At 36.3% G+C, this 21,729-nt stretch carries 19 protein-coding genes and 1 riboswitch; of the genes, 4 read left to right on the top strand and 15 right to left on the bottom strand.

Going from position 1 to position 21,729, the window contains the following annotated elements; all coding sequences use genetic code 11:
- The first annotated feature begins 238 nt into the window (after window positions 1-238).
- On the top strand, window positions 239-1,090 hold the full coding sequence (locus P3T75_RS07300; RefSeq protein WP_282461224.1) for a MurR/RpiR family transcriptional regulator: 852 nt from the start codon (window positions 239-241) through the stop codon (window positions 1,088-1,090).
- Window positions 1,091-1,302: 212 nt separating this feature from the next.
- On the opposite strand, the gene P3T75_RS07305 is transcribed toward P3T75_RS07300, so the two are convergent.
- The 8 genes from P3T75_RS07305 to P3T75_RS07340 form a co-directional block, all read right to left on the bottom strand.
- Window positions 1,303-1,926, bottom strand: a complete 624-nt coding sequence (locus P3T75_RS07305; protein WP_282461225.1) for a hypothetical protein — start codon at window positions 1,924-1,926, stop codon at window positions 1,303-1,305.
- A 13-nt stretch (window positions 1,927-1,939) separates the two neighbouring features.
- A complete protein-coding gene (locus tag P3T75_RS07310; RefSeq protein ID WP_282461226.1) occupies window positions 1,940-4,072 on the bottom strand; it encodes a hydantoinase/oxoprolinase family protein in 2,133 nt (710 codons plus the stop codon).
- Between the two features lie 22 nt (window positions 4,073-4,094).
- The gene (locus tag P3T75_RS07315; RefSeq protein ID WP_282461227.1) at window positions 4,095-5,375 is read right to left on the bottom strand and encodes a transporter permease; all 1,281 of its coding nucleotides are present in this window, start codon (window positions 5,373-5,375) and stop codon (window positions 4,095-4,097) included.
- A gap of 10 nt (window positions 5,376-5,385) precedes the next feature.
- Window positions 5,386-6,780 carry an FAD-dependent oxidoreductase gene (locus P3T75_RS07320; RefSeq protein ID WP_282461228.1) on the bottom strand — a complete coding sequence of 465 codons (1,395 nt, stop codon included), beginning with the start codon at window positions 6,778-6,780 and terminating at the stop codon, window positions 5,386-5,388.
- A 557-nt stretch (window positions 6,781-7,337) separates the two neighbouring features.
- Window positions 7,338-7,952 (bottom strand): HAD-IA family hydrolase, encoded by a 615-nt coding sequence (locus P3T75_RS07325; protein WP_282461229.1) that lies wholly within the window; start codon window positions 7,950-7,952, stop codon window positions 7,338-7,340.
- A 12-nt stretch (window positions 7,953-7,964) separates the two neighbouring features.
- The gene (locus tag P3T75_RS07330) at window positions 7,965-9,308 is read right to left on the bottom strand and encodes a PFL family protein (RefSeq protein ID WP_206904110.1); all 1,344 of its coding nucleotides are present in this window, start codon (window positions 9,306-9,308) and stop codon (window positions 7,965-7,967) included.
- 15 nt (window positions 9,309-9,323) lie between these two features.
- Window positions 9,324-9,590 carry an ACT domain-containing protein gene (locus P3T75_RS07335; protein WP_206904108.1) on the bottom strand — a complete coding sequence of 89 codons (267 nt, stop codon included), beginning with the start codon at window positions 9,588-9,590 and terminating at the stop codon, window positions 9,324-9,326.
- A gap of 97 nt (window positions 9,591-9,687) precedes the next feature.
- The gene (locus P3T75_RS07340) at window positions 9,688-10,356 is read right to left on the bottom strand and encodes a 2,3-bisphosphoglycerate-dependent phosphoglycerate mutase (RefSeq protein ID WP_282461230.1); all 669 of its coding nucleotides are present in this window, start codon (window positions 10,354-10,356) and stop codon (window positions 9,688-9,690) included.
- Window positions 10,357-10,536: 180 nt separating this feature from the next.
- Between P3T75_RS07340 and P3T75_RS07345 the strand changes: the two genes are divergently transcribed.
- Complete coding sequence (locus tag P3T75_RS07345; RefSeq protein ID WP_282461231.1) at window positions 10,537-11,895, top strand: MATE family efflux transporter; 1,359 nt, start codon at window positions 10,537-10,539, stop codon at window positions 11,893-11,895.
- Between the two features lie 88 nt (window positions 11,896-11,983).
- On the opposite strand, the gene P3T75_RS07350 is transcribed toward P3T75_RS07345, so the two are convergent.
- From P3T75_RS07350 to P3T75_RS07375, 6 genes are all read right to left on the bottom strand, one after another.
- Window positions 11,984-12,352, bottom strand: a complete 369-nt coding sequence (locus P3T75_RS07350; protein ID WP_206904098.1) for a P-II family nitrogen regulator — start codon at window positions 12,350-12,352, stop codon at window positions 11,984-11,986.
- Entirely contained in the window at window positions 12,349-13,104 is a 756-nt protein-coding gene (locus P3T75_RS07355; protein ID WP_206904096.1) for a DUF1538 domain-containing protein, read from the bottom strand. Before P3T75_RS07355 ends, P3T75_RS07350 begins: the two co-directional genes overlap by 4 nt.
- Window positions 13,101-13,784: a DUF1538 domain-containing protein gene (locus P3T75_RS07360; RefSeq protein WP_230708461.1), complete on the bottom strand. Its 684-nt coding sequence runs from the start codon at window positions 13,782-13,784 to the stop codon at window positions 13,101-13,103. The genes P3T75_RS07355 and P3T75_RS07360 overlap by 4 nt, the downstream gene beginning before the upstream one ends.
- A 235-nt stretch (window positions 13,785-14,019) precedes the next feature.
- Complete coding sequence (locus P3T75_RS07365) at window positions 14,020-14,652, bottom strand: 3D domain-containing protein (RefSeq protein ID WP_230708463.1); 633 nt, start codon at window positions 14,650-14,652, stop codon at window positions 14,020-14,022.
- Between the two features lie 338 nt (window positions 14,653-14,990).
- Entirely contained in the window at window positions 14,991-15,128 is a 138-nt protein-coding gene (locus tag P3T75_RS07370; RefSeq protein WP_206904085.1) for a hypothetical protein, read from the bottom strand.
- Between the two features lie 112 nt (window positions 15,129-15,240).
- Complete coding sequence (locus P3T75_RS07375) at window positions 15,241-16,200, bottom strand: L-lactate dehydrogenase (protein WP_282461232.1); 960 nt, start codon at window positions 16,198-16,200, stop codon at window positions 15,241-15,243.
- A gap of 147 nt (window positions 16,201-16,347) precedes the next feature.
- Window positions 16,348-16,421: riboswitch (Fluoride riboswitch) on the top strand.
- A gap of 87 nt (window positions 16,422-16,508) precedes the next feature.
- On the opposite strand from P3T75_RS07375, the gene P3T75_RS07380 reads away from it, so the two are divergent.
- Window positions 16,509-17,789 (top strand): chloride channel protein, encoded by a 1,281-nt coding sequence (locus tag P3T75_RS07380; RefSeq protein ID WP_282461233.1) that lies wholly within the window; start codon window positions 16,509-16,511, stop codon window positions 17,787-17,789.
- Window positions 17,779-18,120 (top strand): hypothetical protein, encoded by a 342-nt coding sequence (locus P3T75_RS07385; RefSeq protein ID WP_230708467.1) that lies wholly within the window; start codon window positions 17,779-17,781, stop codon window positions 18,118-18,120. Before P3T75_RS07380 ends, P3T75_RS07385 begins: the two co-directional genes overlap by 11 nt.
- A 59-nt stretch (window positions 18,121-18,179) precedes the next feature.
- Here the strand turns inward: P3T75_RS07385 and nifJ are convergent, their stop codons facing one another.
- The gene (nifJ, locus tag P3T75_RS07390) at window positions 18,180-21,722 is read right to left on the bottom strand and encodes a pyruvate:ferredoxin (flavodoxin) oxidoreductase (RefSeq protein WP_282461234.1); all 3,543 of its coding nucleotides are present in this window, start codon (window positions 21,720-21,722) and stop codon (window positions 18,180-18,182) included.
- Window positions 21,723-21,729 lie beyond the last annotated feature (7 nt).

Raw genomic sequence — 21,729 nt, forward strand, 5'->3', positions numbered from 1 at the left:
TAATTATAAGACAAACAAATAACTGAATTTACGTCTTTAGATTTATCTAAGAATAATTAAATTTTTGAGTATCTTGTTTTTTATAATTGATAATTTCAAATCATTTTTACTTACTAACACTTTAAGTGGTTCTTTTACAAATTGTAACAGACCTATTATTTTGCAGAAAAACTTAAGTTAACTAACTACTCAGCACGCTGATTTATTGATATAATAAGTAAAGAAACGAGGAGATGACATGCAATCTGCTGTATTATTAAAAATAAAATCATTAGAGTCAAGCTTCACATCTAGTGAACACGACATCAGTAAATTTGTAATTGAAAACCCCGAATATGTTATTTCAAACACTATCACAAATTTAGCCAAGAAGACGAACACCTCAGAAGCCAGTATCAATCGATTTAGTAAAAAAATTGGTTTTAAGGGTTTTAATAAATTCAAAATTGCATTGGCTCAAAGTATGAATCAATTAGAGGACCAAGAAAAGTCCTTCGATGAATCTAACTTGATTGAGTATGTTACACTTGATTATCACAAGATGCTAACGAATACATGTGCCATGCTGGACGCACAGGATATTGAAGATGCAGCCTCAATGATTACGCTCAATCGCAAAGTATTTATCTTGTCTATTTATAATACTTCTTTTGTTAGCAAGGAATTCGCTTTCAAATTACGTCAACTAGGAATGGAAGTAACCACCTTAAAGGAGAACTTAGAAACACAATTAGCAATAGAAAATATGAATAGCGACTCCGTTTTAATTGCTGTTGTCCCATCTGTAATAACCAAGGATATTATCCCGTTCCTAACTAAAATAAAGCGAAAAGATATAAAAACTATCCTAATCTCAAGCAACGATAATCCAAAAGTAAGCGACATGATTGATATCAAATTTATAATCCCAGACCACATGTCTGCAAACAATTCATTAGTAATGACAAACTCAATAATGATATCTTTAGTTTTTGACATCATTTTTGCTACAATTTTACGAGATAATCGCAGTCTAAGACAGAGAAAGCTAAGTAGTGATACAATTATTAATTCTTACGAATCAGCAGATTCAGCTATTTATGAATGGTAAGAGATACCAGGCTCGAAGATACTTTATATAAAAATGAGTTCAGATGAGTCTCTACATTTTTTAATCCTTCTGGTAAAAAAATTTGCTTTTTAAAGAATTAAAAATGATTGTATGAAATTCATTACACAAATTTTGTTCTTAATTATTCAATTCTTTTAAAGACTTTAATAGCACACATTTTCCTTTCAAAAAATAGCTAGATGCAAACGCATCTAGCTATTTTTTATTGTATTAAATTGATTGTATTCCTCTTCAATATCTTTCATAGATATTTGCTTAGTTCGCAATAAATACTGATAATCATAGTAGCTGGGTAATTTTTTTAGATTTAACAGATTTTTGGCAAACGAATTTGCTGCTATCTCGCTTGTCCGACGAATATGAGCTTTTTGAGAGAATCCCAGAATTTTTAAACTTTCTATTGGTGAAAATTGATTATAGACATGGTTACTACTTTTTTCTTCTAAGTAATGAAAGTATTCATGTGCTAAAACAATCTGTTTCATAGCTTTTAAACTTATCCTGTTTATTTCTGCTAACTCGGCAATTGATTTTTCATACAAATAAACAAGATTATTACCTTTTCGATCTGACTCAAACTGAGCACGCATTTGAACTTTATAAAAAACACCATCATGTTTTTCTACCTTAATTTTAATATTATTTTCTGCGTAAAGCTCAAAAATATCTTTCGATTTTGTTTTTGATGAAAAGTTTTTTCCGATAGAAAGAGACTTTTCTAGATAATACAAGATATCTTCTGACGGTATCTTGTGAAATAACATATCCTGTTTTAATTCTAAATAAGCCAAAAATTCGTCTGAAAAATAATCCATTATTACTCCTTCTTTATTTATACGCTACGGCAATAACTTCTTCGTTTGTATCTAAATTATCCGTCTCGACATCCATAATTGATGTTAATTGTTCCAATGTTTGCATTCCAGTCAAGTCTAGCATTTTTTCTCTAAAAAACAAGAAAACCTTAGGAATAGTTGCATTTGCATCCGAATAAATTGTATGTTCATCAATAAAAGAAAGGAAATCTTTGTCTGATTGATTTTTTTGAAATTTAAAGTAATGAGCATTACTGTGCTTAAAACGCACAACTCCTTCACGGTCGACTACACATACATTTGTTTGTTTACTCTTGAAAAAGAATTTCTTTTTGATAATTGTTGCATCCATCAAATTCCAGCGTCCCACTTTACCAGCAAGTTTTATGTTCGTTGTATCTAATCCTAATGCTTCTGAAGTAATTGTTTTCAATTGATTTTCAGTCACTTCTGACGCTCCTAAATTTTTTTGGCGTAGTTCTGTGGCACCCGTTGCTACTGCCCGAACAATATTGCGTTGTGTATCAATCTCAATATTTACTTCCACAGTTTCTTCGTTAGCTCCAGATTGTACTATTTTTTCAATAACATCTGCCCGAATCTTTTTAATATCACTTTCGCTTGGATTCGTGATTGAACGTTCAATTTGTTCACGAACCATTGCTAAAGCTACACCAATCGTTGAAATATAAGGTGCATTTTTAGCTAATTTCCATTTATAGTCAAAATATTCCGCTAAAGCTGGGACAACAATTGCACCTGAACCCCCACCACCAACTAGTGTGATAAAGTTGCGATCCATTTCGTATTCCTCAATTAAATCATTTATCACGGGTTCTAATTTTTCCATTGCAAAATTCATAACTACTTTAGCCGCTTCTTTTGCTGTTGTTCCTAAATACATAGCCAATGCATCCCAGGCTTTTTTGTTTGCATCTGCGTTTCCTTGGGCGTAGTCACCTTCGGGCACATAACCCAACAAGTTTGCTGCGCCAGCTAGCGTATAAGAATATGCGTTGGTACCCGTACCTTGAATAACTACATACTCATTTGAATCCCCTTCACGCGGAGAAACAAATTCTATGGTTGGATTATCCAAATTTTCTACATTAGTAAAACATTCATATTCTAACCCAGCGATGTGAGCACTCCGTGGACCCACATCGACAATTTTTTTGTCTTTCACACGGATCATACTACCACCAGCAACAGCAAGTGTTCGAACATCTAATGAACGAAGATAAGTTTTATGGCCCCCAACTTGAGCATATTTAATCATTACTTTTCCATTTTTAATGACCGAGATATCCACACTAGTTCCGCCAACTTCAAAGAAAATTCCATCACTTACTTTTTCATACATCAAAGCACCAGCTACACCCGCAGCTAACCCTGATAACATAGTTAAGATGGGTCGTTGACGAACTTCATTGATGCTCATCACACCACCATCGCATCGCATAATCATGAGACCAGATTGAATTTTTGTATCCAATACTGCAGATTCTGTCATGTTAGCCGTTTGCATCATTTTAGGAATCAGCGATGCATTTACTACTGCAGTTCGCGTACGCATTTTAAGACCATAGAGCTGAGAAATTTCATGTCCCCCGGTAGCAAATAATTTTTCTTCTTGCGCTTTTTGGATTACTCGTATTTCATTTTCAGGATCGTCAACAGAATAAGCTTCACTAGCGACAATTACTTGGCAATCTTTATTTACTAATTCATGAATGCTTTTTTCAACTTCTTGTTCTGTTAATTTTGAAGAATCGACAAAGACATGTTCAGAATTCAAATATTTATTTGGAGCTAACTCAATGTGTTCAATTGAAGTTTCTTTTTTTGCAGTCCGAGCATCCATTCCAGTACCCATACCCACGATTCCGACTTTCGCAACATCACCCTCAAGCAATGCATTTGTAGCCTGAGTGGTTCCGTGCGCTATAAAAATGACGTCTGTTGCAGCGATACTATTGTCAGACAAAAGTTTTTGAATTATTTTTACAATTCCCCTTGCTACCCCTTCTTCATGTGTAGTTGGAATTTTTAGTTTTGCAATCACTTCGTATGTTTCGTTATCAATTGCTACTGCATCTGTAAAAGTGCCACCTACATCGATTCCAATTCTTACTTTTTTTCCCATTCTATTTACCTTCAATCTCTAATTAATATAAGAAAAACGAAGCGACAACCAAACCAACAAAAGTTGAAATTGCTACCCAGCCAATTGTTTTCTTCATTACTTCATTGACATCTGTTTTAATGAAATCCGAAACCCATACATTATGTGAATTTGTTGGATCGCAAACAGATTGAACGTTACTATCTAGACGCAATGCTACCATTGCAGCAATTGGATTCATACCTCCAGCAACTAGGAGAGAAATAATCCCGCTGCCTAACCCCCAAACGTTTAATGGTCCGCGATAAATTGCTAAAGGTGAGAGAAGACCAAAGATTAACACAAACATTAATTGATTTTTAGGAATCATCATAGAAATTGCTGGTTGCAAAATAGTTGATACTTCAGAAGACATTACTGCATTCAACAGCATCCCAATCCCAATCATTAAACCAGCTGCCCCCGCTACTTCTTGAATTCCTTCAACAAAAGCGCTGCTCACTACATGAATAGGATTTTTTGGTGTACTTAAAATTAAAGTTACAATAATTCCAGTAATAATTGCTGCCACTAATGGGACTTGAAAAGCAAAAACTAAAACGACTGGGATAATTGGTGAAATTAAAGCGATGCTACGAACTTGACCAGTTCTACCTTGTTTAGTTGGCATTGCCCAAGCTTTTCGACGTTTTCCGCTGAATTGCACATAATAAATTACCATAATAACGGAAATAATAATTAATGGTAGGCCAACCAGCCACGAATAAGAAGTAACTTCGCTTAACTTCAAACCCAATACGTCAATATAAACAGCCAATGTTGAGACAGAAAAGTTTACGCCAATCCCATTTGCTAAAAGCAAAATAATTCCACTAACCATCGGTGAAAGGCCTGCTGAGATCATAATTGGAACAATGATTGTCCCAACTAAAATAACCATACCTAACCCATTGCTTGCTGCAAAAATAACAGAACATACCGCTAAAAATGATAATGCGATTGGTAGGGCTTTATCGCCAGCCATTTCAGCAGCTTTTTTGATAATAGTTTCAGTAACTCCAACTTTAGATAAAACTTTTCCGAAAAGCGATCCAAAAATTAAACCTGAAATTGCTGTAGACATTCTCATAGAGCCAGCCTCTAAAACGTCTTTAACAATTGTGAAGTGTTCTGGATCTTTTGAAATTACAGTGATTCCAGCAATTAAAGAAATTGCAATTGCCATAATAGGTAATGCTAAAATTGTAGGTACCTTTCTTGTCATCATCAAACCAACTAAACTAAAGAATACTAATAGTATCCCTACTAATTGTACTGTTGCCATTGTTTTCCTCCTAAATTTTGATAAAGCTTTTTTGCTCAATCAATTTATTTTGTAATTCTTTAATATTGATTTCTCCAGTTGCTTGATCCTCTTTTGCTGCTAAAGCTGCTGCAGTTCCAGCAGCTTGTCCTAATGCTGTCATTGTTGGCGTTGTACGGATTGCCGCCTGTGCTTCAAAGGAAGCAGACACGCATCGACCAGTGACAATCAAGTTATTAATTTCATTGGCAATCATGATTTCATAAGGAATCCCGTAATAACTATCAAATACAGATTTATCAAACTTTTCATGTTCAACTTCTTCTGTTTGATTCGCATGTACTGAAACTGTTCCCTCACCTTTTGGATTATGAATATCAATTGGATAACCAGAATGAGCTATTGTAGATGGAAACGGTCTATTTTCTAAAACATCTTGATTTGTTAACGTATATTTGCCCTTAATCTGTCTTGTTCCTCTAACACCAACGCTTGGACCGCTGTACGCAATCTTAGCATTTTCAAAACCAGGTACTGATTCAACCAAAAATTGAAATAACTCTTCACATTGCTTACGACCGATCATTTCTGCTCTAGTCAATCCCTCTGCGGACACTCCGCTTTCGTTAATGATTCGAGACGTATTCATGATAAACTCACCAGGTACATTTGTTTCAAAAAAAAGAATATCCTCTCGTGGGATACTAATCCTCCCCTTTTCTTTAGCTTTTTTAAATTCATTATCAAAACCGACAAAAGATAAGATTTCAGTATTTTTCATGACTTCTAAGTCTCTATTTAATCTTGGAAATTTTTCGGGATTCGACAAAACTGTATCGCGAAGTTTTTGAGTATCAACCCCATAAACTTTTAAATTCATAGTCATTGGTTGCATCGCATTATCTGTTTCTCGCCCCAGTTGAAATGGAACCCCAGACATTACTGCCAAATCGCCATCACCTGTTGCATCGATAAATACTTTACTTGAAATCTTACTAATACCATTTTTATTTACCACAGAGATATTCTCTATCTCATCTTTTTCTTTTTCCAGACCAATTAAATAAGTATGGAATAAAACATCAGCACCAGATTCACTAACCATCTCATCTAAAATAATTTTTAAACCTTCAGCTGAAAATGGTGTCACATAAGAAATATAGTTAGTGGAATCTAGAACATGACCTGGAGAATAGCCTCTTTTTACTAATCGTTCTACCATTTCTTGACCTAAACCTAAAATAACCTGCTTATCTCCGGCGAAATAGGTCATCATAGGACCCACACCGTTTGCAGTTAAGGTGCCTCCAAAATAACCATTTTGATCAATAATCAATGTCTTTGCTCCGTTTCTTGCGGCAGCAATCGCCGCAAATGCACCTGACATCCCACCACCTACTACAACTACATCATAATTTTTTTTCACAATAGTTGAATTCAAAAAATGCAACCCCTTTCTGTTTGCGTTTACAAAAACAATAATACATTATTTCCAAAAAGTGTCAATAGTTTCGGAAATTTTTTTCACATAGAGATATACTTATAGAAAAGAGAAATATAGAATAACAATTATGCTACCTTATGTTGATAGATCAGACTTTTTCCGCACAATATCATAACAAAATAATTCACAAATAGTAATTATTAATTTTAATAATTAAATATGAACAAAATGATTTTCATATAAAAGCAGCAGCATGAAAAATGTTTTAACAATTTTTTTGAAGGTTATATTTTTTCTGATGGTGTTAATGGTCTAAGTCTATATACTTCTGAAATAAATATTGACCCTAACAAAAATGATGTTCCGTAGCGCAATGACCATTATTATTTCAAGCTCAGATATCCAAAAATTTCTAAGTTAAACATCAAGTGAAATTTAACAATTAGTTTTTTAAAAATAAATTTCAAAAGTCTTTTCATTCTGTTTATGCAAAATAAAAAAATCGTGAAAACCAGCTTTAGCTAATCTTCACGATTTTTCTATTTTGTAATGAGATTTTGTAACTGATTAAAATCAGTAACGTAGTAATCTGCGGGGATATTTTTTAATAAGCCTTCATTATCAAAAAAGATGGTTTTTAAACCAGCCTGTTTACCCGCAGTAATATCTAAAAGGCGATCACCTACCATCACCGTTTGCATTTTTATTAACTGATATTTGGCAAGCAAATAAAGCAACGCCTCTGGATTCGGTTTTCTTGCAAAATTATTTTCTTCGCCGACAATTTCAACAAAAAAATCAGTCAATTGGTAATAGGCCAATAATTTTTTGGTGGATGCGACAGTTCGATGGGTCATAATAAAATTTTGTCCACCCTGCTCTTTTACAGCCGTTAACATTTCTCTTACGCCTTTAAAAGGATGCGGCCATTTATCGATCTGATCTTCATATTGATGAAATCGCTTGGAAAAATCAACAAAGTCTAAGTCATAGCCTTCAGTGACGGCTTTTGAAGATTTTTCTTTTAGAAGACGATAAATTTCTTCTTTTGGAGGATTTAGACCTTCTTCTTGCAAAACTTTTAAAATAGCTTTTAACATATTGGGGTACGTATCAAATAAAGTACCGTCAAAATCCCAAATAAAATCTTTCATTTTCATCAACCTTTAGTTTTTAAATGAATGGATTGGGGCTGGAATACGGCCGCCCCGCGCGATAAAATCAGCACTTTTAGCCGGATTAACTTTCATTACTGGCGCACGACCCAACAAGCCGCCAAATTCTACCATGTCTCCAACTTTTTGTCCTTTAGCTGGAATTATCCGAACTGCAGTGGTCTTATGATTAATCACGCCAATCGCTGCCTCATCGGCAATCATTGCCGCAATCGTTTCAGCAGTCGTATCACCAGGAATAGCAATCATATCTAAACCAACTGAACAAATTGCCGTCATTGCTTCTAATTTTTCTAAATTCAATAATCCGTTTTCAACAGCTTTAATCATCCCTGCATCTTCAGAAACTGGAATAAAAGCACCCGATAATCCACCGACATGATTACAAGCCATAACGCCACCTTTTTTTACAGCGTCATTTAAAAGTGCCAAAGCTGCAGTTGTGCCGTGGGTTCCAACTGATTCCAAACCCATTTCCTCTAAAATTAAAGCCACGCTGTCTCCTACAGCAGGCGTTGGGGCTAATGACAAATCGACAATACCAAAGGGTACACCTAAACGTTTTGAAGCAACTTGTCCGACCATTTGACCCATACGCGTAATTTTAAAAGCAGTTTTCTTAACAGTTTCAGCTACGACATCAAAAGATTCGCCTTTCACCTTTTCTAATGCTCGTTTTACAACGCCGGGACCACTGACACCAACATTAATCTCACAATCAGCTTCACCAACGCCGTGAAAGGCGCCAGCCATAAATGGATTATCCTCAACTGCATTAGCAAAAACAACTAATTTGGCACACCCCATATCAGAAGCATCCGCAGTTTTTTTGATTGTTTCCCCCATTAATTTAACTGCATCCATATTAATTCCCGCCCGGGTAGAACCGATATTAACCGAAGAACAAACAAATTGCGTTTCTTTTAGCGCCTCTGGAATTGAAGCAATCAGCGCCTCATCTGCACCTTGATAGCCTTTTTCAACTAAAGCTGAAAAGCCACCAATAAAGTTTACACCTAAAGCAATTGCTGCTTTATCTAAAGTTTTTGCAAAAGGAATGCAATCTTTTGTTCCACTTGCAGCAGCAATCAGTGAAATCGGTGTTACAGAAATACGTTTATTGATAATAGGAATACCAAATTCCGTTTCAATATCTTCTCCTACTTTTACCAAGTCGAAAGCTTTGGTTGTAATTTTTTGATAAATATTGTCACAAGTCTTTTTGACATCGCCGCTGATACAATCTAGTAAAGAGATTCCCATTGTGATCGTACGTATATCCAGGTTTTCTTCTTCTACCATGCGAATGGTTTCTAAAATCTGATTTGTCTCCATGGTTATAACCCCTTACTATAATTTATGCATTGCATTAAAAATTTCTTCATTTTGAATGTTAATTTTGACACCTAAACTATCTCCAACTAAGTTAAGTGCCTTTTTGATACTTTCAAACTCTGCGGTTTGTTTTAGCTGTAACATCATGGTCATTGTAAAATAATCTTCCATAATCGTTTGGGAGACATCTAAAATGTTAATATCTAAGTCAGCCAACTTTTGGCTGACGCCGGCAATGATTCCCACCTTGTCTTGTCCGATTACTGTTAAAATAGCTTTCATAAAAATACCTCCTGTTTTTTTCGAGTATAGCAAAAAAAGGTTGTCCTTTCGACAAAAAAGTGAACATAATTAAATTATCAGCTTGAAAAGTTCGTGTTTATAGCAACTTTTTCGCGATTATTTGCAGCTTATCGTCGAATTCATAAACAATTGGTGCAGCATTGGGAATTGCAATCGTATCCATCTCATTTTCTGGAACAGCTTCTAAATATTTCACTAATGCCCGTAAACTGTTGCCATGTCCAGCTATTAAAATATTCTTACCCTCTAACAATAGCGGTACAATTTGATCTTGCCACAATGGAATAACCCGTTTAACCGTTAAGTCAAGACTTTCTCCTTTTGGTAGATCTTGGGTTGCCAAATTTTGATAACGGCGATCAAAATTTCCTGCATATTCTAATGGTGGCATTTCAAAATATCCCCGCCGCCATTTTTTTACTTGTTCTGCGCCATAAATTGCAGTCATTTCATCTTTATTCTTACCAATTAAAGCACCATAATGTCGTTCATTTAAGCGCCAAGTTTTTATTAATGGCACCCACAATTGATCGCTTGTTTCTAAAACCAATTGACTTGTTAAAATGGCACGTTGCAAAACAGAAGTAAAAACGGCATCAAATTGCAGCTGAGCCATTTTGATTTTATTTCCAGCTGCTTTTGCCTGCTCTTCACCTTTTTTTGTTAAGGGGACGTCCAGCCACCCTGTCCAATAATTTTCAAAATTTGCAATACTTTCACCGTGGCGTATCAATACAACTTTCATCTTGCCGCCTCCTTAGCTCTATTATCCCAGTAATAAAAAGAAATGTCATGAAAAAAATGAAAATTCTTGCAAAACCTCTTTGAAAAGGCTTGTATTTAATAGTCGTTATGCTACCATTTACTTTGCTTAGGTAACAAGTTTGAATTAAAAATAAATTTACAAAAAAATAGGAGTAAATAAATGAAAGATTTGACAAAAGGAACACCGGCCAAACTGATTTTTATGTTTACGATTCCATTATTTGTAGGGAATATTTTCCAACAGTTTTACAATATGGTAGACATGATCATTGTCGGTCAAACAATCGGCAAAGATGCTTTAGCCGCTGTAGGTTCAACAGGGAGCATTACTTTTTTAATCATTGGTTTTGCCCAAGGTTTAACCGCAGGGCTTTCCATTATTACTGCCCAACGTTTTGGTGCAAAAGATTACAAAGGAGTCAAAAAAAGTTTTGCTGCAAGTCTTGTGATTAGTTTAATCGTTACCCTTATTTTGACGGTTTTGAGTTTAGTTTTTCTACGCCCTTTACTGCATATTATGCAAACTCCACCAGAAATTTTTGATCAAGCGGAAGAATTTATCTCCGTTATTTTGGGCGGAATGTTTGCAGCCATGGCTTTTAATCTTTTGAGTAATATGGTGCGGGCGTTAGGGGACAGTCGTACGCCGTTATTCTTCTTGATTTTTGCTGTTATCATCAACGTGGTATTAGATCTAATTTTCATTACTAAATTTAATATGGGTGTATCAGGCGCTGGTTATGCAACGGTTATCGCCCAAATGTCAGCCAGTTTGATGTGTTTTATTTATATTAAACGCCGTATCCCGCTTTTACAAATTAGCAAAAATGATTTCAAAAACTTAAAAGACGAATACCGTGTTCATTTAAATGCCGGTCTACCAATGGCCTTTCAAGCTTCTATTATCGCTATTGGGGCAGTTATTTTACAGTCGGCGCTAAATAGTTTGGGAACAGATGCAGTAGCAGCTCAAGCTGCTGCCGGACGGATTGATCAATTTGCAACTCAGCCGATGATGAGCTTTGGTGTTACAATGGCCACCTTTACCGCCCAAAATTACGGGGCAAAAGAATATGGGCGCATTCTAGTAGGGGTCAAGCAATGCTTAATTATGAGTATTATTTTTAGTATTGTTGCAGGTATTGTCGTAATTTTATTTGGTGATTCTTTTGTTGCATTATTTGTTAGTCGTAGTGAGACGAAGGTTTTTGAACTTTCTCGTATTTACTTTTTAATCGTCGCTAGTCTTTATTGGATTTTGGCTATTCTTTTTATTTTACGGTATACGCTACAAGGCTTGGGGCAGACCAAAATCCCCACAATCGCAGGTATCATGGAATTGATTATGCGTTCTTTTGCTGCAATTGTTTTAACTCACTACTTCCAATATCCCGGGGCAGCAGCTGCTTCTCCACTTGCTTGGGCTGGATCAGTCGTTGTTTTATTGTACTCTTATGTTAGAGCGATGAAAGATTTACGTCGTTTAGATCATGAGCAAAAAGCGCAATTATCAAACTAAACCCTGCAATTAAAAAATCACCAGCTGGTATTTCTTACTCTTTTTAAAGACTAAGAAATACCAGCTGGTGATTTTACTTTTTACTAGACTAATCTAATAATTGATCCATATCGACTACTTTACGATAAGAATTGATTTCTGTGATTCCCATTACCTTATCAATATCAATACTAAAGCAAATTCCATTACCGGGCTCGCTAATTTTAATCCCTTTACCAATAGCATCCATTACTTCATTTGTTAAAGTATCTGGCACCAAAGTCAAAACAACATCTTTTTCAGGTTCAATTTCAATCCCGAAAAACTTTCCTTTATCATGAGAGCCAGATCCTTTACCATGAAGCAAAGTTCCGCCATTTGCTCCGGCTAATTTTGAATAATTAATGACCTCATCGCCAATGCCACGGTCTACAATCGTAATAATCATCTCAAGGTTCAAAGCTACTGGTTTGTTCATTTTTCAGCCTCCATTTTCACTGCTTTTTGTTCTGCTCTTTTTTTATAAATATATCCTAGTGCTAAGGTGGATAAAATCGGTGTTAAAGCAATTAAGGCCACCACACCAAAACCATCAATCAACGGGCTACGCCCTTCAATTTCAGCCGCAATAGCAACGGCCATTGATAAAATAAAGGTTGAACACATCGGTCCAGTCGCCACCCCGCCATTATCAAATGCCATGGCCAAAAACATTTTGTCAACTTTACGTCCCAAAATAAAGACTGCAATATAGCCCGGAATAAGAAAGTAATAAAGGCTAAATCCTGCCAGTAAACGCCACATCGACAAACTAACCGCTGCCCCAATTCCAAGCGACACGACAGCTAATAGTACCTTGCCGCGTACCGTTCCACCACTTTCTTCTTCCACTTGTTTGACCATCACGTGAATTGCAGGTTCAGCAAAGCCTACCAAAAAACCCATTAAAAATCCCAAGGGAATTAAAATCCAATTGTAATCCAGTTGTGCAATTTCACTTCCTAAATATTGCCCCACTGGCACATAAGCAATGTTAACACCATGCAAAAATAAAATTAACCCTACTGTCGTAATCAAAAAACCTTTTAAAATCTGACTGAATTTCTTTTTACTCAACTTAAAGCTGGTAAAATTTAACAAGACAAATAAAAAGACAATTGGAAAAATTGCAATTAAGACATCTTTAATCATTTCAGTGAAGCCGGTAAAGACTTGTTGTAAAAAAATCATTGGAAAATCACCCCCAAAACCATTACCGCAAGTATTGGACCTAAAGAAGAAACGCCTACCATACCAAAACTATCGTTTTCTCCTTTTCCTTGATGAATCATACTCGTCAACCCACTGGCCAATGCTAAAATAAACGGTACTGTAACCGGACCTGTGGTAACGCCGCCGGCATCAAAAGCGATCGGCATAAATTCCGGGCTGGTAAAAAATGAGGCGATAAAGACTGCAACATAGCCAATTAACATCATGTGATAATAAGACAGACGAAACACTGTTCGTAACAAGGCAAAAGCCAGAAATATTCCCGTACCGACGCTTACTACCCCAATCAGAACAGCTTTAGTAATCGTACCCTCTGAGATTTCTGTCACTTGTTGTGCCAAAACCTGGACAGAAGGCTCGGCAATTGTTATCCCGATGCCAATTGAAAAGCCCAGACTAATCATGATTGCTAAACTGCGGCGTTTGATCATATATTCCCCTACTAATTCGCCAACTCGCAACATCGAATATTCCGCACCAAATAAAAACAGCGTCATGCCAATCATCATAATTCCTGCCCCAACAATAAAAGTAGCCAGGTCTTCAAAAGGTAACGGCGCAAAAATAAAAGTCAAAATGACAATTAAAACTGTCATCGGTAAAATAGCAACAATCACTTCTTGAAAATTTTTTCGCATATGGTCCCTCCTTAAAAAAATTTTCGATACTTTTGCCAAAAAAGTACCTAATAATTTAAGTATACAATAAAATGACAAACAAAAAACAAAACCATGTCTATTTTTTAATGATTATCACTTTTTCCTCATATATTTATTACGTAGCAGGCTTGTCTGCAAAAACAAAGCAAAAAAGCACAAGCCAGTCTTTTTCAATATGAAAGACTGGCTTGCGCCTCTAATTATAATTTTTAAATTAATTATCTAAAATGGTTACTTGCACTTGTCGGCGGCCCCAAACATCACATTGTGCGGCTGTCGGAAAATGAACGTCAATAATATTTCCTTGAATTGCAGAACCCGTATCAACTGCGTAGGCCTCGCCATAACCTTCAACATATAAATGGGTACCTAAAGGAATAACGCTAGGATCAACGGCAACTGCCATCGGATTTTCCAAAAGATTTTGACCAGTCGCAGTCACTGTGCCTCCACCTAAAGCATCAGCCGGATCAGAGCTATATGCAGTTGACTCCATCGTGATTGTACGACCAGAGTAGGCTGTATTCGTTGTTGCTGCTGAACTTTCTTCTTGGCTCGTTGTTTGATTAGCTGGTGCAGCAGTAGTGTCTGATGAAGTTGTAACATCTTTATCTGTATCAAATTTCAATACTTGTCCATCAATGATTAAATCAACGTTTGTAATTTTATTTGCTGTTGCAATTGCTTGAACATGATCTGTGTCACCATAGTATTTCAAAGAGATACTTGTTAATGTATCTGAACTTGTAACGGTATGTTCAACTTCGGCGGCATTGGCATTAACACCAAAGGCTGCGACACCGGCTAGAATTGCTGTTGTTGCAAAAAGTGATTTTACTAATTTCATCTATAAGTTGCTCCTTTATTGTTTCAATATTCGTCTCAAACGACTTGTATATCATAACAAGGAGCAGCGATTTATAGGTGACAACGCCGTAACAGAATATTTCAGTTTCACAAAAATTATTACAAAAAACCAGCTTTATTAAAAAAGAGGCGGTCTATTCCTTTTATCTTTTGAATTATTTCCTTCAAAAATTTTCTGACAATTGTCATATAACAACCATAATTTAAGTGATAAAAATTAAGAAAACATTAATCGTAAAATGAAAGCCTTACTTTCAACCTAAAAATTACAAAAATATTATTTTGTTACTCCATTTTGTAATGTAATATCCCTTTCTACTATCGTTTCTTACGCCAACCTTTGATTAACTTTTTTAATAAAATTGTGCCACAGACAATCAAGGTGACATTTTCAATGGTTTTTCTTTCAAAAGTCAATTGATAATGGAAATCTTTATTTTTAACTTCTACTTTCAAATTTCGACCTCCTAAAAATCGGATACTATTTTTTGTTCAACTTATGGCGATTTAACCATTTAATTTATGTGATTTACTTTTTTTACTTTATGCGCAACAGGAAAAATTCAGACTAGTTTTCATACTTTTGAATTTTTTCTGTGTATTCCCGAATAACCGTTGCAGAGTGATGGAATTTTGCTTCTTCTTCTGCAGTCATATGAATTTCTAAGATATCAAAAACACCCGAGCGATTTAAAACAGCTGGAACACCAGCAAAAATTCCTGTTTCATCGTACTCACCTTCCAATAAAGTTGAAACCGGAACAATTGAGTTTTCGTCATATAAAACAGCTTTAATAATCCCCACGCAGGCAGATGCAATCCCATAATAAGTTGTTCCTTTACGGTTATAGATCTCCCAACCTTCTTGTGTAGTTTTATAAACTATCTCATCTAAGTCTACATCTCCTACTAATTCCGTATTATCAGCGATGATATCCGTAAATGTTTTTCCCGCTACCGTTACCGTTGACCAAGGTACCATTAAAGAATCCCCATGCTCACCTAGAGCGTATGCATATACACTTCTCGGATCAACATCAACTAAATCTGCTAAAAAGTTTTGTAACCGAGCGGAATCAACAGAAGTTCCAGAACCAATAACTTGGTTTTTGGGTAGCCCTGATAATTTATAAACCAAATGTGCTAACATATCGACTGGATTAGAAACAACAATAAAAATTCCATCAAAACCACTTGCCATGACAGGTTCCACAATTGATTTAGCGATTTTGGCACTAATATCTAAGGTATCCAATCGCGTTTGTCCTGTTTTTGGCGGTGCACCGGCAGTAATAACGACAATATCTGCATCTGCACAATCTGTGTATGTGCCAGCTTTTACCCGCACATTCCGACCTAAAAAACGAATGGAATTTCGCAAATCCCGTACTTCACCTGACGCTTTTTCAGCATTTATATCAACCATTAACACCTCATCACAAACACCTTGGGTAATGAGACTAAAGGCAGTTGAAGAACCCACCAGACCACTACCAATAATTGCAACTTTAGATTTATTTATTCGCATATCTTCACCTCAAATTTATTTTGAATACATCATCATGTTATCAAAAGCGCGTCAAACTGACAAAGCATTGACGTTATTCACTGTCAAAAAATATTTTCTGAAATTTTCTTGACTTGAATACTACTTTTCGCTAAACTAACAACAGTTAAATATCTCGGGAATGATGTTCTCCCTTGGAATTATCCAAAACCGCTATTAAAGCTAATGACTTCTGCAAGTTTATTTGTAGAACCATTAGCTTTTTTTGTGTTTATTTTGCGAAAACATCAACCCAGATATTTCACCACATTATTTTTAGGGGGATTTAAATGTTCGAAAAAGCAGTAGTAAAAATGGTAAAAGAAAGTGGCATTTTTTACGGTGCGGTTTTCATTGTTGCACTTATTACCGGGACCGTCTCTCATTTTTTATTAGCCGGTTTAGCTTGGGTGGGAAGTTTCCGAGATAGCCATGCCTATCTCCTATATTTTTTACCAATACTGGGTGTCCTAACTGCCTATATATACCAAATTTATGGCAAAGGCGCAGATAAGGGTAACAATTTGATTATTGAAAGTATTCAAAAAGAAGCTCGTGTACCAGTCAGAATGGGATTTTTTACTTTTATCTTTACAATTTTATCCCATTTATTTGGTGCCTCTGTTGGTCGTGAAGGCAGTGCTGTACAAATTGGCGGTGTTGTTTCAAACAAATTAGGCTTACAATTAAAATTAAATAAAAAAAACCGCAAACTATTAATTCACGCGGGTATCAGTGCCGGTTTTGCCTCGATCTTTGGTACTCCTTTAGCTGGAGCATTTTTTGGCATGGAAATGGCGTATATTGGAAAAATAGAGCGCAACGCTTTACTAGCTTGCTTTACAGCTGCATACGTCGGCAATTTTACAGCGTTAATTTGGGGTACCAGTCATAGTCATTATCATATTGAGGAATTAACAAGCATTACGCCCCGCTTTATTTTAGTATTTATTGTTGCAAGCATTGCCTTTGGTTTAGCTGGACGACTGTTTGCCTACTTAACTCACAGCTTTAAAAAATTTTATCGCCAAGCTCTGCCCCATTTTTTAATACGAGCATTTGTTACAGGTGCGATTGTAGTTATCCTAATGCTCCTTTTGCAAGGAGAAAAATATGAAGGATTGAGCCTTTGGATGATAAAGGATGCCTTTTTAGGACTTGCATCTGTAAAACAGGCCTTGTTTAAATTATTGTTTACTAGCTTAAGTTTGGGGGCAGGTTTTCAAGGTGGTGAAGTGACACCATTATTTGATATCGGGTCTGCTTTAGGATCTGGAATTGCTACCAGTTTTGAACTTTCACCTAGCTTATTTGCTGCCATTGGTATGATTTGTGTCTTCGGTTGTGCTGCTAACGCTCCTTTAACGACAATTATGTTGGGGATTGACTTATTCGGCGCAAAAATGCTGCCTTTTTATGTAGCAAGTGCTTTTATTAGTTATTTCATATCCGGTCATCAAGGGATTTATACGTCTCAACTTATTGTGCGACCAAAATCTGTTCTTTTAAAAAAGCACGTTGGCTATCGCTTATCTGAAATTCCCAAAAAAGGAGCCTCAAATGAAAACTAATCCGGAAAAAATCTTCCTCACAAAATTATTTGGCAATAAGCGTCTTCATACTTTGCATTTTAACAAAACCGGTACAAGGTACTTTCACATCAAAGTCTTTGATGGTACGGTGCAGGCAATTCATAACAGCTATAGTTTAGACACCAGAAATTGGTTAGATAATCCCAAACATACTAAACCCTATCAATCCCAGCATATCTTAAAAGCTGGCGAAGAAAAAATTATTAAATATGAAATTGGTAAAGTTCACGAACAGCACGATAAAGTCTTCGTAATAAATCATCATTTGTTTAAATCAGCTAGCTTCTCCATTCGTGAAATTACTGATTAAACATAAACTTCTTTTATAAAAAAAAAGCCAGCTTTGCTTACGGCAAAACTGGCTTTTTACTATTTCTTCAAATCTGCTAATTGGCTGTATACTCCGGTTCTTTCTTCCATATCTTGAACCGTTTGCTCTAACATTTCATCCACCTCTTCAGTTGATGATTTAATGTTGCGCAAAGCAGAAAAACGAACTTGATTTTCTAAAAATTCATTCATCTTGGTAAAATCAACTTTTTTAAAGTCAATTCGCATTGGATCTTTACCTTTTTCCCGTAAGCGCGGATCATAACGGTACAATTGCCAGTAACCACTTTCAACAGCAGCCTTACTTTCTTTAATAGACTGGCTCATGCCACCTTTAATTCCGTGGTTAATACAAGGGGTATAACCAATGATAATTGAAGGGCCCGGATAAGCTTCGGCTTCCATAATGGCTTTTAAAGCTTGTTTGGCGTTAGCCTCGATTGAAATTTGAGCGACATAAACATCTTGATAAGCAATTGCCATCATACCCAAATCTTTTTTCTTCGTTTTCTTCCCACCAGCAGCAAATTTTGCAATCGCAGAAGTTGGCGTTGCTTTGGACATTTGTCCACCTGTATTGGCATATAATTCATTATCCATTACAAAAATATTAACATCGGCCCCAGTTGCTAAAATGTGATCGATTCCAGAATAACCAATATCATAAGCCCAACCGTCACCACCAATAATCCACTGGCTTGGTTTAACAAACATATCTTGGTATTTTAATAATGGTGCTACAGCAGCGCTATCCGTTTCTGTTTTTAACGCTGAAATAACTTTTGCTGCCCGTTGTTGTGTACCACTTCCATCGTGGATATGCTCCAACCAATCAGTCAGCAAAGCTGTAGTTTCTTTTGAAACAGAATTTTGCTGTAAAATACTTTCCACTGCCGTTGCCAAACGCTTGCGTTTTGTTTCATTGGCGATATACATCCCCAAACCAAACTCTGCATTATCTTCAAACAAAGAATTAGACCAAGCAGGACCACAACCACTTGCATTTGTTGTATATGGTGTAGCCGGTGAAGAGCCTCCCCAAATAGAAGAACAACCTGTAGTATTGGCAATCATCATACGATCGCCGTACAATTGCGTTAATAATTTGATATATGGCGTTTCGCCACACCCGGCACAAGCCCCAGAAAATTCCAATAGCGGTTGTTCAAATTGGGAACCTTTAACAGACTCTTTTTTCACAGGATTTGCTTTTTGCCGTAAAGTCATCGCAAAAGCCCAGTTCATTGCTTCATCTTTCATTTCTTCATAAGGTTTCATGACTAATGCTTTTCCTTTAGCTGGACAAGCTTCAACACAAAGACCACACCCCGTACAATCTTCGACAGATACTTGAATACGATATTCTAAACCATCTGCACCGCGCATTTTCCGCGTGATAAAACCTGCCGGTGCCTCTTTTGCTTCTTCTTCATCCGCTAAGAAAGGACGAATCGCAGCATGGGGACAAATGAAGGCACATTCGTTACATTGCGTACAAGCATCTGGTAACCATTCTGGTACTTCTAAAGCGATACCCCGCTTTTCGTAAGCCGCAGAACCCATTGCCATCGTGCCACCTAACATATCGTTATCCATCAAGTCTTTAACCGATAGGCTGTTTCCTTCTTGTCGGTTAATCGGTTCTAAGATGTTGCGAATATAAGCCGGTTTGTTCATATCATCTTTTGGATTTCTACTTGGCACTTCAATATCAGCCCACTCTTTTGGCACCTCAACTTTTGTTAAAGCTGCAAAAGTTTCGTCAATGGCATTCCAGTTATTTTCAACGAGTTTCATTGATTTTTTACCATAGGCATTTTGTACTTCTTGTTTTAATAAAGGTAAGAAAGTTTCACGTTGCATAATATCAGTTACTTCAAAGAAGGCAGCCGAACATACCGTATTAATGCGACGACCAAGTCCATTTTTAATGGAAATATCCATTGCATTGATAATATAAAAATTAATATTATGGACAGCCAAATACTTCTTCAAGCGACTTGGTAAGTTCTTTTTAACTTTTTCTTCATCCCAAACCGTGTTAAGTAAGAATGTTCCGCCGTCTTTTAAACCTTTTAATAACTCATATTGATGAATATAGGCGCTATTATGACAAGCGATGTAATCAGCTGACTCCACATTATACGTAGAACGAATTTCATGATCACCAAAACGCAAATGCGAGATTGTTAGCCCACCAGATTTTTTGGAGTCATAAGCAAAATAAGCTTGCGCATATTGCTCCGTATTATTCCCAATAATTTTAATAGCTTGTTTATTGGCTCCAACTGTACCATCTGAGCCAAAGCCCCAAAACTTCGCTTGGAAAGTACTAGGCGATGTTAAATCCAAAATTTCTGATTGTGGTAAAGATAAATGTGTCACATCATCTTTAATACCAATTGTAAAGCGGTATTTTAACTGCTCTGGTGGTAATAATAAATGATCAAAAACCGTGACAATTTGATCTGGTGTCACATCTTTTGAAGCAATCCCATAACGACCACCAATTACAATTGGACGATTAACATGACGATACAAAACACTTTGCACGTCTAGCAATAAAGGTTCACCATCTGAACCCGGTTCTTTGGTCCGATCCAAAACAGCAATCCGTTCAACTGTATCAGGTAAATTTTGCAACATATTTTCTGCCGGGAAGGGACGATATAAATGAATATTTAAATGCCCTACTTTACGGCCTTGCTTATTTAAATAATCTACTGTCTGCTGGATTGTTGGCGAAGCAGAACCCATGGAAATAATAACTTCAGTAGCGTTGGGATCGCCATAATAATTCGTTAAATCATAATCAGTCCCCCGCAAAGCGTTAATTTTACCCATGTATTTTTGTACAACTGGTAAGATATTATCATAATACTGGTTAACAGTTTCTCGTTGTTGGAAATGAATATCCGGATTTTGAGCAGTCCCAGAAACAGTTGGATGATTAGGATTCATACCTCTTTGTCGGAATTTATCCAATTCTTCCCAATTTACCATTTCTTTTAAATCGTCATAATCCAATACCTCAATTTTTTGTAACTCATGACTGGTGCGGAACCCGTCAAAAAAGTTCATAAAAGGCAAACTACCTTCAATTGAAGCTAAATGTGCCACAGCCGACAAATCCATTACTTCTTGCACGCTAGATTCAGCCAGCATACAAAATCCCGTTTGTCTGGCAGCCATCACGTCACTATGATCACCAAAAATAGATAAAGCATTCGTAGAAACAGCTCTGGCAGCGACGTGAAATACTGTCGGCAAAAGTTCTCCTGCAATTTTGAACATATTGGGAATCATCAAAAGTAAGCCTTGTGATGCTGTATATGTTGTTGTTAATACCCCTGTTTTCAATGAACCGTGAACAGTACCTGCTGCTCCTGCTTCAGATTGCAATTCAACTAAATTAACGGTCTCGCCAAAAATATTGCGTTGATCATTAACAGAAGACCACTCATCAACCATCTCAGCCATTGTTGAACTTGGTGTAATCGGATAAATTGCGGCAACTTCAGTAAAAGCATAAGAAATATAAGCAGCTGCGGTATTACCATCCATCGTTTTCATTTTTTTCATTCCAGTC

The sequence above is a fragment of the Enterococcus montenegrensis genome, from assembly GCF_029983095.1.
GTDB lineage: Bacteria > Bacillota > Bacilli > Lactobacillales > Enterococcaceae > Enterococcus_C > Enterococcus_C montenegrensis.

Coding starts and splice junctions, on each gene's coding strand:
- P3T75_RS07310 (WP_282461226.1), bottom strand. CDS start 4,072: ATGGGAAAAAAAGTAAGAATTGGAATCGATGTAGGTGGCACTTTTACA.
- P3T75_RS07350 (WP_206904098.1), bottom strand. CDS start 12,352: ATGAACAAACCAGTAGCTTTGAACCTTGAGATGATTATTACGATTGTA.
- P3T75_RS07340 (WP_282461230.1), bottom strand. CDS start 10,356: ATGAAAGTTGTATTGATACGCCACGGTGAAAGTATTGCAAATTTTGAA.
- P3T75_RS07355 (WP_206904096.1), bottom strand. CDS start 13,104: ATGATTTTTTTACAACAAGTCTTTACCGGCTTCACTGAAATGATTAAA.
- P3T75_RS07305 (WP_282461225.1), bottom strand. CDS start 1,926: ATGGATTATTTTTCAGACGAATTTTTGGCTTATTTAGAATTAAAACAG.
- P3T75_RS07325 (WP_282461229.1), bottom strand. CDS start 7,952: ATGAAAGATTTTATTTGGGATTTTGACGGTACTTTATTTGATACGTAC.
- P3T75_RS07380 (WP_282461233.1), top strand. CDS start 16,509: ATGTTCGAAAAAGCAGTAGTAAAAATGGTAAAAGAAAGTGGCATTTTT.
- P3T75_RS07315 (WP_282461227.1), bottom strand. CDS start 5,375: ATGGCAACAGTACAATTAGTAGGGATACTATTAGTATTCTTTAGTTTA.
- P3T75_RS07300 (WP_282461224.1), top strand. CDS start 239: ATGCAATCTGCTGTATTATTAAAAATAAAATCATTAGAGTCAAGCTTC.
- P3T75_RS07330 (WP_206904110.1), bottom strand. CDS start 9,308: ATGGAGACAAATCAGATTTTAGAAACCATTCGCATGGTAGAAGAAGAA.
- P3T75_RS07365 (WP_230708463.1), bottom strand. CDS start 14,652: ATGAAATTAGTAAAATCACTTTTTGCAACAACAGCAATTCTAGCCGGT.
- P3T75_RS07385 (WP_230708467.1), top strand. CDS start 17,779: ATGAAAACTAATCCGGAAAAAATCTTCCTCACAAAATTATTTGGCAAT.
- P3T75_RS07360 (WP_230708461.1), bottom strand. CDS start 13,784: ATGCGAAAAAATTTTCAAGAAGTGATTGTTGCTATTTTACCGATGACA.
- P3T75_RS07345 (WP_282461231.1), top strand. CDS start 10,537: ATGAAAGATTTGACAAAAGGAACACCGGCCAAACTGATTTTTATGTTT.
- nifJ (WP_282461234.1), bottom strand. CDS start 21,722: ATGAAAAAAATGAAAACGATGGATGGTAATACCGCAGCTGCTTATATT.
- P3T75_RS07335 (WP_206904108.1), bottom strand. CDS start 9,590: ATGAAAGCTATTTTAACAGTAATCGGACAAGACAAGGTGGGAATCATT.
- P3T75_RS07375 (WP_282461232.1), bottom strand. CDS start 16,200: ATGCGAATAAATAAATCTAAAGTTGCAATTATTGGTAGTGGTCTGGTG.